The organism is Streptomyces sp. CNP082 (assembly GCF_059570535.1).
Map to the genome: position 1 here is coordinate 22,392 of NZ_JCANSZ010000064.1, position 15,987 is coordinate 38,378.

17 protein-coding genes are annotated in these 15,987 nt (G+C 73.0%); 3 read left to right on the forward strand and 14 right to left on the reverse strand.

Annotation, left to right across the window (positions count from 1 at the left end; genetic code table 11):
• From B124_RS32195 to B124_RS32215, 5 genes are all read right to left on the reverse strand, one after another.
• Nucleotides 1-1,050: a hypothetical protein gene (locus B124_RS32195; RefSeq protein ID WP_496506547.1), complete on the reverse strand. Its 1,050-nt coding sequence runs from the start codon at nucleotides 1,048-1,050 to the stop codon at nucleotides 1-3.
• Nucleotides 1,051-1,161: 111 nt separating this feature from the next.
• Nucleotides 1,162-2,178 (reverse strand): zinc-dependent alcohol dehydrogenase, encoded by a 1,017-nt coding sequence (locus B124_RS32200; RefSeq protein WP_496506548.1) that lies wholly within the window; start codon nucleotides 2,176-2,178, stop codon nucleotides 1,162-1,164.
• A 91-nt stretch (nucleotides 2,179-2,269) separates the two neighbouring features.
• Nucleotides 2,270-3,376, reverse strand: coding sequence for an aldose epimerase family protein (locus tag B124_RS32205; RefSeq protein ID WP_496506549.1), 1,107 nt, complete (start codon nucleotides 3,374-3,376; stop codon nucleotides 2,270-2,272).
• 88 nt (nucleotides 3,377-3,464) lie between these two features.
• Nucleotides 3,465-3,950, reverse strand: a complete 486-nt coding sequence (locus tag B124_RS32210; protein WP_496506550.1) for a carboxymuconolactone decarboxylase family protein — start codon at nucleotides 3,948-3,950, stop codon at nucleotides 3,465-3,467.
• 239 nt (nucleotides 3,951-4,189) lie between these two features.
• The gene (locus B124_RS32215) at nucleotides 4,190-5,095 is read right to left on the reverse strand and encodes an SGNH/GDSL hydrolase family protein (RefSeq protein WP_496506551.1); all 906 of its coding nucleotides are present in this window, start codon (nucleotides 5,093-5,095) and stop codon (nucleotides 4,190-4,192) included.
• 227 nt (nucleotides 5,096-5,322) lie between these two features.
• Between B124_RS32215 and B124_RS32220 the strand changes: the two genes are divergently transcribed.
• Nucleotides 5,323-5,817 (forward strand): DUF3145 domain-containing protein, encoded by a 495-nt coding sequence (locus tag B124_RS32220; RefSeq protein WP_496506552.1) that lies wholly within the window; start codon nucleotides 5,323-5,325, stop codon nucleotides 5,815-5,817.
• A gap of 71 nt (nucleotides 5,818-5,888) precedes the next feature.
• On the opposite strand, the gene B124_RS32225 is transcribed toward B124_RS32220, so the two are convergent.
• From B124_RS32225 to B124_RS32245, 5 genes are all read right to left on the reverse strand, one after another.
• A complete protein-coding gene (locus B124_RS32225) occupies nucleotides 5,889-7,154 on the reverse strand; it encodes a beta-ketoacyl-[acyl-carrier-protein] synthase family protein (protein WP_496506553.1) in 1,266 nt (421 codons plus the stop codon).
• Between the two features lie 110 nt (nucleotides 7,155-7,264).
• Nucleotides 7,265-7,513 carry an acyl carrier protein gene (locus tag B124_RS32230; RefSeq protein ID WP_496506554.1) on the reverse strand — a complete coding sequence of 83 codons (249 nt, stop codon included), beginning with the start codon at nucleotides 7,511-7,513 and terminating at the stop codon, nucleotides 7,265-7,267.
• Nucleotides 7,514-7,595: 82 nt separating this feature from the next.
• A complete protein-coding gene (locus B124_RS32235; protein WP_496506555.1) occupies nucleotides 7,596-8,630 on the reverse strand; it encodes a ketoacyl-ACP synthase III in 1,035 nt (344 codons plus the stop codon).
• Nucleotides 8,627-9,583 (reverse strand): ACP S-malonyltransferase, encoded by a 957-nt coding sequence (locus tag B124_RS32240; RefSeq protein ID WP_496506556.1) that lies wholly within the window; start codon nucleotides 9,581-9,583, stop codon nucleotides 8,627-8,629. The genes B124_RS32235 and B124_RS32240 overlap by 4 nt, the downstream gene beginning before the upstream one ends.
• 89 nt (nucleotides 9,584-9,672) lie before the next feature.
• A complete protein-coding gene (locus tag B124_RS32245) occupies nucleotides 9,673-10,887 on the reverse strand; it encodes a PucR family transcriptional regulator (RefSeq protein WP_496506557.1) in 1,215 nt (404 codons plus the stop codon).
• A 91-nt stretch (nucleotides 10,888-10,978) separates the two neighbouring features.
• Between B124_RS32245 and B124_RS32250 the strand changes: the two genes are divergently transcribed.
• Nucleotides 10,979-11,647: a pirin family protein gene (locus tag B124_RS32250; RefSeq protein ID WP_496506558.1), complete on the forward strand. Its 669-nt coding sequence runs from the start codon at nucleotides 10,979-10,981 to the stop codon at nucleotides 11,645-11,647.
• 579 nt (nucleotides 11,648-12,226) lie between these two features.
• Here B124_RS32250 and B124_RS32255 read toward each other — a convergent pair.
• From B124_RS32255 to B124_RS32265, 3 genes are all read right to left on the reverse strand, one after another.
• The gene (locus B124_RS32255) at nucleotides 12,227-12,742 is read right to left on the reverse strand and encodes a LamG domain-containing protein (protein WP_496506559.1); all 516 of its coding nucleotides are present in this window, start codon (nucleotides 12,740-12,742) and stop codon (nucleotides 12,227-12,229) included.
• A gap of 252 nt (nucleotides 12,743-12,994) precedes the next feature.
• Complete coding sequence (locus B124_RS32260) at nucleotides 12,995-14,074, reverse strand: hypothetical protein (protein WP_496506560.1); 1,080 nt, start codon at nucleotides 14,072-14,074, stop codon at nucleotides 12,995-12,997.
• Nucleotides 14,071-14,250 (reverse strand): hypothetical protein, encoded by a 180-nt coding sequence (locus B124_RS32265; protein WP_496506561.1) that lies wholly within the window; start codon nucleotides 14,248-14,250, stop codon nucleotides 14,071-14,073. The genes B124_RS32260 and B124_RS32265 overlap by 4 nt, the downstream gene beginning before the upstream one ends.
• 162 nt (nucleotides 14,251-14,412) lie before the next feature.
• On the opposite strand from B124_RS32265, the gene B124_RS32270 reads away from it, so the two are divergent.
• On the forward strand, nucleotides 14,413-15,459 hold the full coding sequence (locus tag B124_RS32270) for an AraC family transcriptional regulator (RefSeq protein ID WP_496506562.1): 1,047 nt from the start codon (nucleotides 14,413-14,415) through the stop codon (nucleotides 15,457-15,459).
• A gap of 240 nt (nucleotides 15,460-15,699) precedes the next feature.
• On the opposite strand, the gene B124_RS32275 is transcribed toward B124_RS32270, so the two are convergent.
• Nucleotides 15,700-15,987, reverse strand: a 288-nt coding sequence (locus B124_RS32275) for a hypothetical protein (RefSeq protein ID WP_496506563.1), incomplete at its 5' end; no start/stop codon positions are given.

The following is a 15,987-nucleotide window of genomic DNA, read 5'->3' on the forward strand; positions in this document are numbered from 1 at the left end:
TCAGATCCCTTCGGGTACGGAGTCGGGGGAGGAGCCTGGGGCGGAGTCGGGGGCGGGGTCTGGGGAGGAGCCGGGAGCGGGGGAGGGGCCCGGGGCCGGTGCGGCGGCCGGGGCCGGGAACCGGCGCAGTGCGCCGGGCAGCCGGGAGCCCGGCGGCGACATCGCCCCGCCCGCGCCGAGCCGGTCGAGGAGGTCCAGGACCAGCCGCCCGCGGCGCACCCGTTCGCGGGCGGTGGCGAGCACCGTCTCGCGCATATGGGCGCCGTACGGGTAGATCCCGGGGGCCTTGGACAGGCCGAACTTCAGGTACAGCGGCGCCCCGCGGCGGATCAGCTCGGCGGTGTCGTACATCCGCACGAAGCCCCCGATGTCGTCGGGCGCCTCCACGTACAGGTCCATCGGCGCCGCGCTGGCCCGCCGGATCTCGGTGAGCTGCTGCAGCGACAGGTCCGAGGGGATGTTGAGCGAGTCGGCGCCGAGCCGTTCCCACACCGCGTACGCGGCCGGGTTCACCGGGCCGACGAGCGCGGAGACCTTGAACGTGGTGTGCGCGGGCAGCTCGCCCGCCTCGCGCAGCCCGTGCAGCAGCCACAGCACCCCCTCGTCCGCGACGAGCAGGCAGGTCACGCCCAGTTGGGCGGCGCGCAGCGCGTCCTCCACGCAGCCGGCGAGCTGGTCGTGCCCGCGGGCCCGCGGCCCGGCGCCGCCGGAGGGGCTGAGGGCCGCGGCGCCGGCGTCCCAGGTGCCGCGCGGGCCGGTGAACAGCGACAGCTCGATGCCCCGCGCCGCGCAGGCCGCGACCATGTCCTCGATCTCGGCGTCGGTGAGCATCCACACGCCGCTGCCCTGGCTGATCCGGTGGACCGGCACGTCGAGGCGGTCGCTCTCCGCCAGCACGGCGGCCAGCGCCTCCGGGCCCTCGACGGACGGGATCTCGGTGCGCCAGCGGCCTCCGTCGGGGAAGGCGTGCGGCGAGGTGTCGGCGGGGTCGGGCGGCGGGGCGGCGAAGCCGAGGCGGCCGAGGGCCGGTTCACCAGGGGCGTGAGGCACGGTACTCCTTTGTTCGTCATCTCGGACGTCGATCGGTTGCGTACCTGTGGAGGGGCATACGGCACCGCGCGGCTGCCTGCCGCCGCACGGCTGTCTGTTGCCGGGGTGGCGTCACGGCCGCAGCAGCACCTTGCCGACCGCGGGGTCCCCGCCGCCGACCAGGCCGACGGCCTTCTCGTAGGAATCCAGGGGAAGTTCGTGCGTGATCAGCGCCGCCGGGTCCAGCAGTCCGGTGCCGAGCGCCCGCACCGCGTACGTCCACGCCGCCGACGGGGCGCCGAAGACGCCGGCCACGGTGACCTGGCGCATCGACAACTCCAGCGGGTCGATGCCCGCCGCCCCGCCCGGCGGGATGCCGGTGACGACGACCCGCCCCCCGCGCCGTACCAGCGCCACCGCGGCCACCGCCGAGCGCGCCGCGCCCGCCGTCTCCACCACCATGTCGTACGCCCCCGCCAGGCCCGCGGCAGCGCCGGGTGCCACCGCCCGCGCGCCGAACCCCCGTGCCACCTCGGCCCGTTCCGCCCGCGGCTCCACCACCAGCAGCTCCGCCGGCGCGTACCCGGCGAGCAACTGCACCGCCAGCAGCCCCAGCGTCCCGCCCCCGACGACCGCCACCCGCTCGCCCGGCAGCGGCCCCGCGCGCAGCACCGCCGCCGCGGCGACCGCCGCCGGCTCCAGCAGGGCGGCGGCGCGCAGCCCGGCGGCGTCGTCCAGTACGTGCAGCAGCCGCGCCGGCACGGTGACGGTCTCGGCGAACGCCCCGGCGCGGGTGAACCCCGTCTCGTCGTAAGGACCGGCGCACAGGTTCGTCTCGCCGGCCCGGCAGCGTGCGCACACCTGGCAGCAGCGGAACCCCTCGGCGACCACCGGCCGCCCCGCCAGCTCCTCGGCCACGCCGGGCCCGACGGCCTCGACGGTGCCCGACCACTCGTGGCCCGGCGTCAGCGGGTAGGTGACGTAGCCGGCGGGCCGGGTGCCGTCGTACACCTCGCGGTCGCTGCCGCACACCCCGGCCGCGTACACCCGCACCCGCACCTCACCGGGCCCGGGCGGTGGCGACACCACGCTCTCGACCTGCGCATGCCCCGGTTCCCGCAGCACGACGGCACGGTGCGTCACGCCCATCGCAACCCCCCTCTGCCCGTCGTTCGATATTTCGTAAGGCGTTCGAGAACGCAGGCGAGACGCTAAACAGGCAGGCGGCGGGTGTCAACGGTCAGCGCACGGCGAACTCGTAGACCGTGGCCGAACGGTAGTGCTCACCGGGCCGCAGCACGGTCGAAGGGAAGTGCGGATGGTGGGGCGCGTCGGCGAAGTGCTGGGTCTCCAGGGCGAGCCCGTCGCCCGGCCGGTACGCGCGGCCGGAGGGCCCGGTGAACGGCGGGAAGACGAAGTTCGCGGTGTAGAGCTGGAGCCCGGGCTCGGTGGTCAGCACCCGCAGCACCCGCCCCGAGGCCGGCGACCGGACCTCGGCGACCGGCTCGGGGCCGGCGGTGACGCCCTTGTCGAGCACGAAGTTCTGGTCGTACCCGTGGCCGATCAGCAACTGGGGGTGCCCGGAGCGCAGTTCTGCTCCCACCGGGCGCGGGGTGCGGAAGTCGAAGGGCGTGCCCGCCACGTCCGCGATCTCGCCGGTCGGCGCGGAGGTGGGGGCGTTGACGGTGAACCGGCTCGCGGCGATGCGCAGCCGGTGGTCCTCGACGCTGCCGCTGCCCTCGCCGTCGAGGTTGACGTACGTGTGGTTCGTCAGGTTCACCACGGTCGGCGCGTCAGTGGCCGCCTCGTAGTCGAAGCGCAGCGCGCCTTCGGCGGTCACGGTGTACGTCGCCCGCACCTCAAGCGTGCCGGGGAAGCCCTCCTCGCCGTCCGGGCTCGTCCGGGACAGCAGCAGCGCGGCGGCCCCGGGCGCGGCCGGCGCCTCGGCCGCGGCCCACACCCGCTTGTCGAAGCCGCGGGGGCCGCCGTGCAGGCAGTTGGGGCCGTCGTTGGCGGGCAGCGGGTACGTGCGCCCGTCGAGCTCGAAGGAGGCGCCGGCGATGCGGTTGGCGTACCGGCCGCACAGCGCGCCGAAGTACGGGTCGCCGTGCTCCACGTACTCGTCCACGGTCGCCAGCCCGAGCGCCACGTTCGCGTACTGCCCCGCCCGGTCCGGCACCTCCACGGACTGCACGATCCCGCCGTACGACAGCACCCGCACCCGGGTGCCGCCGGCGGTCAGCGTCCACCGCTCGACGGGCGTGCCGTCGGCGAGTTTCCCGAAGGGCTCGGCGGTGACGGAGGGCGCCGGCGCGGCGCCGGGCGGGGGCGGGGGGGTCTCGGCCATGACAAGACCCTATGCGCAGCGCCGGAATCCGCCGCGTGCGCGGCCCGCGACGGCGCCCGGCCCGCCCGCCGCGGTCACTCCGCCGTGGTCAGTCGTCCGCGGGCCGCACGGGGTGCCTGCTCATGATGGAGACGCGGTTGAAGGCGTTGATGGTGATCGCCCCCCAGATCACGGCGGAGATCTCGTCGTCGTTCAGCACCTCGCGGGCGGCGCCGTACGCCTCCTGCTGGAGGGCGGCGTCCGCCGCCGCGGTGGTCGCCTCCGCCAGCGCGAGTGCCGCTCGCTCCTGAGGGCTGAACAACTCGGTGTGCCGCCATGCCGGGAGCACCCCGATGCGCTGGGTGGTCTCCCCGGCGCGCAGCGCGGCCCGGGTGTGGACGCTGAGGCAGTACGCGCAGCCGTTGATCTGGGAGACGCGCAGGTTGACCAGCTCCATCAGCCTGCGGTCCAGGCCGGCCGCGGTTGCGGTCGCCCGTACCTCCTCGGCGGCCCTGGCCATGGCCTTGTACGCCTGGGGGCTCTGCTTGTCGATGAACACGCGTCGACTCGCCTGAGCCTGGGCCGGGTCGCTCACCTGCACTCCTTCTGCGGGCCGCCGTCGGCGGCTCAGGGACGGTGCGTGCCCGCGAAGGGCGCGTCAGTGCTGTCCAACATGATCGTCGCAAGGGGTAACGAAGGCGGGAAGGCGGTAATTCCCCGGTCGCGCCGGCCGCCCGGTCCGGACGGTCAGGCCCTCCGCCACCTCCGCCGCCCACCTTCGCCGCCCAGGCCGCCGCCCGCTGACCGGCACCCGCTGACCGCCGCGCGCCGGCACTAGCCCGCCCCGCGTGCCTCGCGGAGCTTCTTGTACGCGATCTCCGCCAGGACGTTCTGCCCGTCCTCGTCCGGGTGGAAGGCGTCCCACTGGCTCAGGTGGTCGTCGGTGAAGGCGTACTCGAACGCCGCCCCGTCGTCGTACACGCACAGCGGGTGCTTCCCGCACTCCTCCTCAAGAACCGCGTTGAACTCCGTCACCCGGTCCTGCACCTCGTCGCGCCGGTCGGTCGCCGTCGCGCCGAGGTCCGTGGGGTCGGCGAGCATCGACTGGCAGATGCCCAGCGACCAGACCTGCCGGGAGAGCATGCTGTCCCGGCCCACCTCCCACAGCCGCAGCAGGCTCGGCACGCTGGAGACGTACACCTGCGTCCGCGGCAGGTCGCTCTCCAGCCGGTCCAGCGAGTCCGCCACCGCCGTGCGGAAGTCCGCCACCGGCGTCATGCCCTCCGCGCTGTCCGCACACGCGTCGTTGGCGCCGATGAGTATGGTCACGAGGTCCGGGCGGCGGGCGACGGCCTCGCCCGTCTGGACCGGCAGGTCCGCCACCTGCGCGCCCGATCGGGCGAAATTCCAGGTGTGCCCCGACGGCTTGTCCAGGAACCGCTGCGCCAGGCTCTTCACGTCCTCCGACGTCCCCGTCGACCAGGACTTCTCCGGGCAGTCGGAGAGGGGCTTGCAGACGTGGAAGCCGCGCGTGATGGAGTCGCCGAGCGCGGCGACGGACCGCACCGGCCGGGGCGCCGCCCGCGCACGCTCCGGCGGCGCGTCCGCGTGCTCCGCGCCGCCTGACGGCGCGGCAGATCCCTTGTCCTTCCCCCGTGTCCCCTCCTCGCCGGTGCAGCCGGCCAGGACCAGTGACACCGCCAGCACCCCGGTGCAGACGAGTGCCGCCCCTCTGCGCATCCCCGCGCTCCCTCCCGCCCCCCGAGGTGCTGCTCCGAACGTAGGTCAGCATGCCCAGGACCGACGGTACGGCACACGCGGGGTGTGGCGGCACGGTAGCTTGGCTGGTGCTCAACGGGCCGTATCGCGGCGGGATCGCACCCCGTAACGGAGTGTCCTGTTTACCCGGAAAGGCGACCCGTGGTGTTTACTCTAGGCAACTTCGAGCCCGCGGATGGAGGCCCCCGGTGACGACGCGTGGAGTTCTGTTCGTCCACTCTGCCCCGCGGGCGCTCTGCCCGCACATCGAGTGGGCGGTCGCCGGTGTTCTCGGCGGCAGGATCAGCCTCGACTGGATCCCCCAGCCCGCCTCACCCGGTACGTGGCGCGCGGAGTTCTCCTGGCAGGGCGAACCCGACACCGCCTCCCGGCTCGCCTCCGCACTGCGCGGCTGGCACCTGCTGCGCTTCGAGGTCACCGCCGAGCCGTACGCCACCGCGGAGGGCGAGCGCTACAGCTCCACCCCCGACCTCGGCATCTTCCACGCCGTCACCGGCGTGCACGGCGACATCCTCATCCCCGAGGACCGGCTGCGCGCGGCGCTGGCGCGCGCACAGCGCGGCGAGGCGCAGTTGGAGGCGGAGATCGCCAAGCTGCTGGGCAAGCCGTGGGACGACGAGCTGGAACCTTTCCGCTACGCCGGCGAGGGCGCCCCGGTCCGCTGGCTGCACCAGGTCGTTTGAAGGGCCGTCTGAAAGCAGCCGCGCCGGGCCCGTCCCGGGCCGGGCACGTTTCCGTCCCCGGCCCCATGACGTCAGATTGCCCGGAAGGCAAGCACTACGTTGTGGCCGCCGAAGCCGAATGAGTTGTTCAGCGCCACGATCCGGCCGCTCTTCGGCAGCGGCGTCGTCTCCACGGCGATCAGCTCCGGGTCGACCTCGTCGTCCAGGTCGTCGACATTGATCGTCGGCGGCGCGACGCGGTTCGCGACCGTCAGCACCGCCGTCACCGACTCGATGCCGCCGGCACCGCCCAGCAGATGGCCCGTCATCGACTTCGTACCGGAGACGAGGACGTGCCCCAGCTCGTCGCCGAACACCTTCTGCATGGCCTTGACCTCCGCCACGTCGCCCTGCGGGGTCGACGTCGCGTGCGCGTTGACGTGGACGACCTCGGCGGGCCTCAGGTCGTTCTGCGCGAACAGGTTCTCCAGCGCCGCCGCGATGCCGCGTCCGCTCGGCTCCGGCTGCGCGATGTGGTGCGCGTCCGCCGACAGGCCCTGGCCGACCGCCTCGCAGTAGACCTTCGCCCCGCGCCGCTTGGCGTGCTCCGCGGACTCCAGCACCAGCACCCCCGCGCCCTCGCCGAGCACGAAGCCGTTGCGCGCCTTGTCGTACGGGCGGGAGGCGCCCTGCGGGTCGCCGTTGTTCTTCGACATCGCCATCATGTTGGCGAACGCCGCGATGGGCAGCGGGTGGATCGCCGCCTCCGTGCCGCCGGCCACGACGACATCGGCGCGGCCGGTGCGGATCATCTCCACCGCGTACCCGATCGCCTCCCCGCCGGAGGCGCAGGCGCTGACCGGCGTGTGCACGCCGGCCCGGGCGTTGATCTGCAGGCCGACGTTGGCCGCCGGGCCGTTGGGCATGAGCATCGGCACCGTGTGCGGCGAGACCCGCCTGGCACCCTTGTCCCGGAGGTTGTCGTACTGCTCCAGCAGGGTCGTCACGCCGCCGATGCCGGAGGCGACGACCGCGCCCAGCCGGTCGGGGTCGACCGCGGAGTCCTCGCCCGCCTTGGCGGTGAACCCGGCGTCGGCCCACGCCTCCCGGGTGGCGACGAGCGCGAACTGCGCCGCCCGGTCCAGCTTGCGGGCCTGCGGCCGGGGGATGATCTCGGTGGGCTCCACCGCGACCTCGCCCGCGAAGTGCACGGGCAGGTCGGCGGCCCACGGGTGGTCCAGGTCCGCGATGCCGGAACGGCCGGCCAGCAGGCCGTCCCACGTGGCTGCGCTGTCGCCACCCAGCGGTGTGGTGGCGCCGATTCCGGTGACGACCACGGTGCGATCGGTCGCGTTCACGTCGATGCTCACTCCGAAGGTTGAGGTGATTCTGCGGTGCCACCGCGGGCCGCCGCCCGCGCCCGCGGGCGCAGGGGGAGGAGGGGTGGCGACAGCGGGCGGTACGTCGGTCAGCTCTGGTGCTTGAGGATGTAGTCCGTGGCGTCGCCGACGGTACGCAGAGCCTTGACGTCGTCGTCCGGGATCTTGACGTCGAAGCGCTCCTCGGCGGCGACGACGACCTCGACCATGGACAGCGAGTCGACGTCGAGGTCGTCGGTGAACGACTTGTCCGACTGGACGTCCTCGGCCGGGATTCCGGCGATCTCGTTCACGATCTCCGCGAGACCGGCGACGATCTCTTCCTGGGTGGCGGCCATCTTGGGGACTCCTTCTTTCCGTTCCTTGAGGGTTCTCAGTGGGGAGTGAGCTGCGAGGCGGTCGGGGCGGCCCGACCGCGGGTCAGGGGAGGGTCACGACCGTGGCGGCGTAGACCAGTCCGGCCCCGAACCCGATGACGAGGGCGGTGTCCCCGCTCTTCGCCTGCCCGGTCGCCAGCATCCGCTCCATGGCCAGCGGGATGGAGGCGGCCGAGGTGTTGCCGGTGGTCTCGATGTCGCGGGCGACCGCGACGTGCTCCGGCAGCTTGAGGGTCTTCACCATCGAGTCGATGATCCGCATGTTGGCCTGGTGCGGGATGAAGACGTCCAGGTCGTCCGCCGTGATGCCGGCGGCGTCCAGGGCCTCCTGGGCGACCTTGGCCATCTCGTAGACCGCCCAGCGGAAGACCGTCTGGCCCTCCTGGGTGAGCGCGGGGAACTTCACGTCGCCGTTCTCGTCCAGGGGCAGTTGCTCCAGGTCGCCGATGCGGAAGCGGTCCCACGACACGGTCTGCTTGATGGTCTGGTGCTTGTCGCCCTCCGAGCCCCACACCGAGGGGCCGATGCCCGGCTCGTCGGCGGGGCCGACGACGGCCGCGCCGGCGCCGTCGCCGAAGAGGAAGGCGGTGGTCCGGTCGGACTTGTCGGTGAGGTCCGAGAGCCGCTCGACGCCGACGACGAGCACGTGCTCCGCGCTGCCCTCCACGATCAGGCCCTTGGCCAGCGTCAGCCCGTACCCGAAGCCGGCGCAGGCGGCGGAGATGTCGAACGCGGCGGGCTTGCCGGCGCCCAGCAGATGCGCGATCTCGGTGGCGACCGACGGCGTCTGCATGAAGTGCGAGACGGTCGAGATGATCACGGCGTCGATCTGGTCGGCCGTCACGCCCGCCGCCGCGAGCGCCTTGCCGGCGGCCTCGACGGACATCTGGGTGACGGTCTCGTCCGGCCCGGCCCAGTGCCGGGTGGCGATGCCGGAGCGGCTGCGGATCCACTCGTCGGAGGAGTCGATGTACTGCAGGATCTCCTCGTTGGGCACCACGCGCGTCGGGCGGTAGCCGCCGACGCCCATGATGCGGGCGTACGGTGCGCCCTTGGTGGGCCGGATCTTCGCGGTCATGCGCTCTCCTCCGCGGCTGACGCAGCGGTCGTCGCGGCGACGGCGGCGCGGGCCTTCTCGATGTCCTCGGGGGTCTTCAGCGGGACCGTCTGCACGCCCTTCAGGGCGCGCTTGGCGAGTCCGGTGAGCGTGCCGCCCGGCGCGGCCTCCACCAGCGCGGTCGCCCCGTGCGCCGCGAAGGTCTCCATGCAGGCGTCCCAGCGCACCGGGCTGGCGACCTGGGCGACCAGCCGCTCGACGATCTCCGTGCCCGCCGCCACGACGCTGCCGTCGCCGTTGGACACGTACGGAATCTGCGGGTCCGCGGGGGTGAGCTGCCCGGTCCGCGCCGCCAGCGCGGCGACGGCGGGCTCCATGTGCTCGGTGTGGAAGGCGCCGGCGACCTTCAGCGGGATGACGCGCCGCGCCCCCTCGGGCTTGTCGGCGGCCAGCTCGGCGAGCTGCGCGGCGGTGCCGGCGGCGACGATCTGGCCGGCGCCGTTGACGTTGGCGGGGGTGAGGCCGAGGCGGTCCAGGTGCGCGAGCACCACGTCCTGCTCGCCGCCGAGGACGGCGGACATGCCCGTCTCGGTGACGGCGGCGGCGTCGGCCATGGCCAGGCCCCTGGCCCGTACCAGCGCGATGGCCTCCTCGTCGGTGATCACCCCGGCGAGCGCCGCGGCGGTCAGCTCGCCGACACTGTGCCCGGCGACCATGCCGACCTGCCGGCGCAGCGCCGCGGGGCCGTCGAAGAGCGCGTACGCGCTGACGAGGCCGGCGGCGACCAGCAGCGGCTGGGCCACCGCGGTGTCGCGGATCTCGTCCTCGTCCGCCTTGGTGCCGGCGTGGACCAGGTCGAGCCCGGCGACGTCCGACCAGGCCGACAGCCGCTCGGCGATGCCGGGGAGGTCGAGCCAGGGGGTGAGGAAGCCGGGCGTCTGGGCGCCCTGGCCGGGGGCTACGAGTACGAGCACCCTTCAACCTTCTCTTGCCGGGGGTGTCTGCCGCCCGTGGGGACGGGGACGAAGAACACCGGAGGGATTTGTTGAGTCCGAACAAATGACTAGGGCTGGGGTTCCGTCTCCGTCAGCCTGCCGAGGATCAGTGCGATACGCAGAGTAAACGCTGAGCGGACATCGGACGGAGACCAGCCCGTGACATCGGTCACACGTCGCAGCCGGTAGCGAACGGTGTTGGGGTGAACGAACAACATCCGCGCGGCGCCTTCGAGGCTCGACGCCTGCTCCAGGTAGACGCTCAGCGTCTCCAGGAGCGCCGAGCCCGCCTCCGCGAGAGGACTGTAGATCTCCTCCACCAGTTGCTCGCGCGCGGCCGGATCGCCGGCGATCGCGCGCTCCGGCAGCAGATCGTCCGCCAGCACCGGCCGCGGCGCGTCCTCCCACGCCGAGCACGCCTTCAGCCCGGCCGCCGCCGCCTGCGCGGACCGGGTCGCGGCCAGCAGGTCGCCGACCACGGGGCCGGCCACCACGGGCCCCTGCGCGAACGGGCCGATCAGCGCCTTCGCCGCCTTCAGCGGATCCGGGCTGCCGCCCGCGATCACCACCAGCCGGCTGCCCAGCACCCCGGTCAGCACCTGGAGCTTCGCGTGCCGGGAGGCCCGCCGGATCGCCTCCACGGTCAGCTCGCTGTCCCCGTCCGGGGCGGTGCCCAGCACCACGCACACGTGCTCCGGCGAACTCCAGCCGAGCGCCGCCGCGCGGGAGACCGTGCCCTCGTCGGCCTCGCCGGAGAGCACCGCGTTGACCACCAGCGACTCCAGCCGGGCGTCCCAGGCGCCGCGGGCCTCGGCGGCCTGCGCGTAGACCTGGGCGGTGGCGAAGGCGATCTCGCGGGCGTAGACGAGCAGCGCTTCGCGCAGCGCGGACTCGTCGCCGGGCGCGGCGACGTCCTCGATCGCGGACTCCATGACCTCGATCGTCGTACGCACCATCTCCACCGTCTGCCGCAGCGTGATCGCCCGGGTCAGCTCGCGCGGCGCCGTGCCGAACACGTCGGTGGAGATGGCCTGCGGCGTCTCGGGGTGCCGGAACCACTCCGTGAAGGCCGCGATGCCCGCCTGCGCCACCAGCCCGATCCACGAGCGGTGCTCGGGGGGCATGGCCCGGTACCAGGGCAACTGCTCATCCATCCGGGCGATGGCGGCAGCGGCCAGTTCCCCGGACGACTTCTCCAGCCGGCGCAGGGTCGCGGTGTGCGGATGCTGCAACCGAGCGGCGTCACGATCGGGCGGCTCGGGTGTCTCGGTCGGTTCAGGCACGGGTCTAGCCTGCCCTATCCGGGGCGCGGCGGGCGAAAACGGCGTCCTTCCGCGGAGCCGGAGGCCGCTTCGGGCGGCGTACGGTGGCGGGGTGATTCAGCTACGGCGGGCGCGGGAGCGCTACCGCGGCGGGGACGCGCAGGCGGGAATCGAGACGCTGCACGCGTTCTCCTTCGGCGGCTTCTACGACCCGGACAACGTCCGCTTCGGCTCGCTCGTCGCGTGCAACGAGGAGCGGCTGCGGCCCGGCGCGGGCTTCACCGAACACCCGCATCGCGACATGGAGATCGTCACCTGGGTCCTCGACGGCGAACTGACCCACGAGGACTCCGCCGGCCGCACCGAGACCGTCCGCCCCGGGGACGTCGCGCGGCTGTCCGCGGGCACCGGCATCCGCCACGTCGAACGCAACGCGGGCCCGGCGCCGCTGAGGTTCCTCCAGATGTGGCTGGCGCCGGCGGAGCCGGGCGGCACCCCGTCGTACGAGGTCGTCCACGGCATCGCCGACGGCACCCCCCTCGCCGTGGAACGCGCCGCATCCGTCCTGCACGTACGCCGCCTGCGCGCGGGCGAACGCACGGCGCTGCCGGACGCCCCGTGGGCGTACGTCCACGTCGTCCGCGGCACGGTACGCATCGGTGCCGCCTCCTCGCCCGCGGAGCCGGGCGACGCGGCGCGCATCGAGGGGTGCGAGGGGCTGGACTTGACGGCGGAGGAGCCCGCGGAGGCGCTGGTGTGGGAGATGCAGACACCGGGCTGACCGCAGCCGGGAGGCCCGGCGCCGGGGGAGAGGCGGGCACCGGGCCGGGGTGGCCCACGACCCCGTCGGGCTTACGGACCAGGCTGATGCGCCGCACGGCCCGTTCGGTGCGCCACTCCAGCGACTGCCGCGCGTGTCCGATGCTCTCCGGATGGATCACGGCCAGCACCACGGTCAGCTCCCAGCGCGCGACCCGCACCGGATGCCCCTCGGCCCCAGGACGTCCACGACGTCATCGGCGCGCCCGCGCATGGCGTCGTACATCGCCGCGACGAAGGCGAGGCGCCGCTGGAGGGGACTCGCCGCCACTCCGCGCCCGCCCGCCGCGCCAGCCGCAGGGCCGCGCTGCCCTGCTCGGGCTAGGAATCCGCCACGGCCGCATGCCTGCTCCACCGGCGAATGCCTGATGCCGTGGCACGCCCACTCTCCCCAGAACGAATGAACTTGGGAACCGGTGGAGACGAGTGGTCGTTGGGTCCGTTCACGGTGCCGGGCCGGTCCGCCGAGGGGAGGGCGGGCCGGCCCGGCCGCGTACGGGCGGTGCGGCGGTTCACGCGGGCGTGGGTGCGCTCACCACTGTCACCCGACGGAGACGGCCACGAAATCGATCAGCAGACTGCCGCCGGGGACGGTGGCGGCGGTGGGCGTGGTGCGGCCGGCGACCCCGTTGGGGAACGCCCCGCCCATGGCGAGGTTCAGCAGGATGAAGTGCCCGTGGTGGGTGGCGTTCGCCCACGCCTGCTCACCGACCTGGGCGGAGCTGACGGTGTGGAACTGCTGCCCGTCCCGGTACCACCGCAGGTACTCCGTGCTGCCCGTGCGGTCCAGCTCGATGGCGTAGTTGTGGAAGGCCGACCGGCAGGTGGAGCAGGGCAGCGAGGCGGCGATGCCGTTGGTCTCGTTGCACGGGCCGCCGGGGTTGACGCCGCAGTGCAGGACGCCCCAGGTCTGGTTGGCGCCGTTGACGTTCTCCATGATGTCGAACTCGCCGATGCCCGGCCAGTTCCAGTAGTTGCCCCGGTACGGGGCGCCCAGGGTCCAGAACGCCGGCCAGTAGCCGAGTCCCGCGTCGCCGCTGCGCTCCGGCAGCTTCATGCGTGCCTGTATCCGCAGCACGCCGCCCTCGGGTGCGGCGAAGTCGGTGCGCCGGGTCTCGATCCGCGCCGAGGTCCAGCGGCCCTTTCCGCTGTGCGAAGGGGGTGATCCTTGCGGGCTAGGGATTGAGAGCGCTCTCACCGTTGCTCTCGCACAGTGACGTTGTCCGCCTGAGCCGTCAAGCCCCGCGTCGGAGAGCGGCTTGAATCGGTACGGGAGGCGCCGACGCCGAGGGCGCGGAGCGACCGATGCTCAGTCGGCGCGTTGCACGCACATCTCCGCCAGGATCTCCACTCCGTCCGGCAGTTGCTTCAGCGGTTCGTACTGCTCAGCGGCGGCTGCGGCCTCCAGCTCCCGTGACGCCGTGGGGTCGGCTCCGACCAGCAGGATCATGTACTCGTGGCCCTCGTCCCCCGTGGCCCCCACCGAGGGGATCTGCATCGACCAACTGCTGCTCGCGGCCCGGGTCCGGGCGCGCGGGCCGGGCCACAGGGAGCTGTCGTTCACCGGCTGGGTGATCTCCCACAGCGTCGCCCCGTTCGCCATGGTGGCGGTGCCCGTGAGGGTGACCGGCTTGTCCCGGTAGATGGGGAGGCATTCGTCGGAAGCGACGCGCGGGCTCCCGATGACGGCGGAACTGGCGCCGCGCTGAGCGAAGCTGTTGGCGCTGTCAGCCTGATCGTTGGCGCGCTGGGCCTGCAGGCTCGACCAGCCGCTGAATCCCGCACTCACGAACGTCAGCGCCACCATGATCCACGTACTGGCGGTCATCTGCCGGGACTGCGGCTGATCCACGGGGCGATCCTGGGGCCGGGGTTCTGCGGGTGCCGGGCGGCGTGCGCTTTCCGCCGCCGCGGCCAGGTGTGCGTGACCGGCCGGGTCGTCGATCGGCGGTGAGGCGCGTACGCGATAACCCGCCTCGTCCGCGGCGAAGGCCCGGAACGCCGCCAGCGCGTCGTGCTCGGCGCGGCCGAGCCAGGGCGGCGGGACGGGGCCCGGGACGGGGGACAGGTAGGCGATGCCGTAGATGATGCGGAGCGGCCGGCCGGACCTGTCCAGCGGAGGGGCGCCCAGCAGGGCGAGAGCGGCGTGGTCGAGGTCGCCTGCCGTGACGGGACGGCTGGTGTAGGTGACGTGGAGCGACTCTCCCGCGTGGGGTGCGGACTGCCCGTGTACGAGTTCGCCGTCGGGCCGGTCGGCGGAGACCAGGCCGGTGAGCACGCCGGTGCCCGTCGACAGGAATCCGGGGGCGCTGAGCACCCGGTAGCCCTCGTTCCGGCCGCGCGCGATCGCGAAGGTGCCCGCGTGCACCCGGCCAGGGTGCGCCGTCATGTCAGGCCACCCGCCTCAGGACGGTCTTGCTCCGATGATTTCCTGGTGGCGCACTCCTCGTTCTTGCCACTGTGGCTGCCGTTCGCCACGAGCAACTCTCCGGCATATTCGGTGTATCGGATCGTGAATGCCCGGTGGAACTTGCGGAAATCGCCGACGGCCAGCAAAACTTCCATGGTCCCCGCTCCCCAATTGAATAGTTTCCCGCGCATACGCCCCTTGCCGTGGGCATCAGGCGGCGTCGCGAGGCCAGTGTCGGCTCGGCGCCGGGTAACGGCTATCCGCGGGGCGCACGCCGTCTGTACGCTGAGCGCAGATGGTGGTCGAGGGAGCACGGCATGACGGAGAATGCCTTACAAAGCCAGATCTTCCGTAACGAACGGCCGTTCGGAAACGGATCTCCAGCCGGTATACGTCTGCCCCTGGACGGATATCGGCGACTGCACACCCGGGATGTGGATCAGGCACGGCACACCGTTGCCCGGGCGTTCTGTCCGCACCGCCTCACCGTGCCGGTGCGGGAGCCGGGTTTTGAGACCAGATTCCACGCCGTGCAGGCCGGCCGGATGAGTCTGTGCTATCTGGACTACGGCGGCAGGGTGGACATCGCCGTCGAGCCGCAGGAGAGCTTCTACCTGGTGCTGGCGCCGCTGGCCGGCCGGGCGGCCCTGGCCCACGGGCGCCAGGAGGCCCGGTACGACCGCCGCGGCGCGGCGGTGCCCCCGGTCGACCGCCCCTACCGGATCGAGGTCCAGGCACGCAGCCCGCACCTGGTGCTCCAGATCCCGCGGAACGCGCTGGAGCAGCAACTGCACGCGATGCTGGGCCGCCCGGTCGCTCAACCCATCCGGTTCGACCTGCGGATGGACCAGACGGCACCGGACATCGAGGCGTGGTGGCGGATCGTGTCCCTGCTCCGCGCGGACGCCGACCGCGGCGGCGTCAGCGTACGGAACCCGCTGGTGATGAGGCCGCTGGAGCAGGCGCTGCTCGGCCAGTTGCTCGACGGGCAGCCCCACAACTACTCCGCCCGCCTCCACGAGCGGAGCGCCCCGGCGTCCTCCGCGTCGGTGCGCCGTGCCGCCGACCTCATCGAAGAACGCGCGGGCGACCGGGAGTTCACCGTGGCGGACCTCGCGTGCGCGGTCTCCCTCAAGCTGCGCGCGCTGCAACTCGGATTCCAGCGCGAGCTGCACACCACACCCTCGGCCCGGCTCCGCGAAGTCCGGCTGCGCCGGGCCAGGGAAGACCTCGTGGCCGCGACTCCGGCCGGAACGACGGTCAGCCAGATCGCGGAGCGCTGGAGCTTCTCGAACTACGGCAGGTTCGCGGCGTACTACAGACACCGCTTCGGCGAACTCCCCTCCACCACCCTCCACCGCTGACCCCGCCCGCCCCGGGCGGCGCCGGAATGCACGCCACCGGCAGAAAGTCACCACCACCGACCTTCCATATCGGGCTGAATCGCCCGCGCGGTCCGAATTTTGCCCACCGAGACGCAGGCACCGTGAAGACGGGGATGCCGACGTCCCCGGCGAACAAGCCCGGGGCACCCCCGGCGGCGGCGCAGACCGCGCCCTCCGCGATGTTCGCGAGGGGCCCGTCGTCGCCGTTCTGACGGGCCATCAAAAGTGCAGGTCAGCGATCCAGCGCACCTTCGGTGCGCGCCGGGGGCGTGGTAAATCTCGTGGCGCGCGCCGGAAGTGCTTCTGTCCGCTCTGACGGGGCTGATGCCGGTCCGGGATGCTGGTGGGGTTCGTTCCGGCCGAAACCGATGCCTCTGTGATGCCGGTGAGCTCGCAGGTCAGCGTGGTGCTGGGGGCCTTCCACGGGAACCGTGGAGTGTTGCTGCGAAGCACGTGCGTCAGAATTCCTGATTCACCCTGGCCCTCCCGGAACGGCGTACTTCTCGG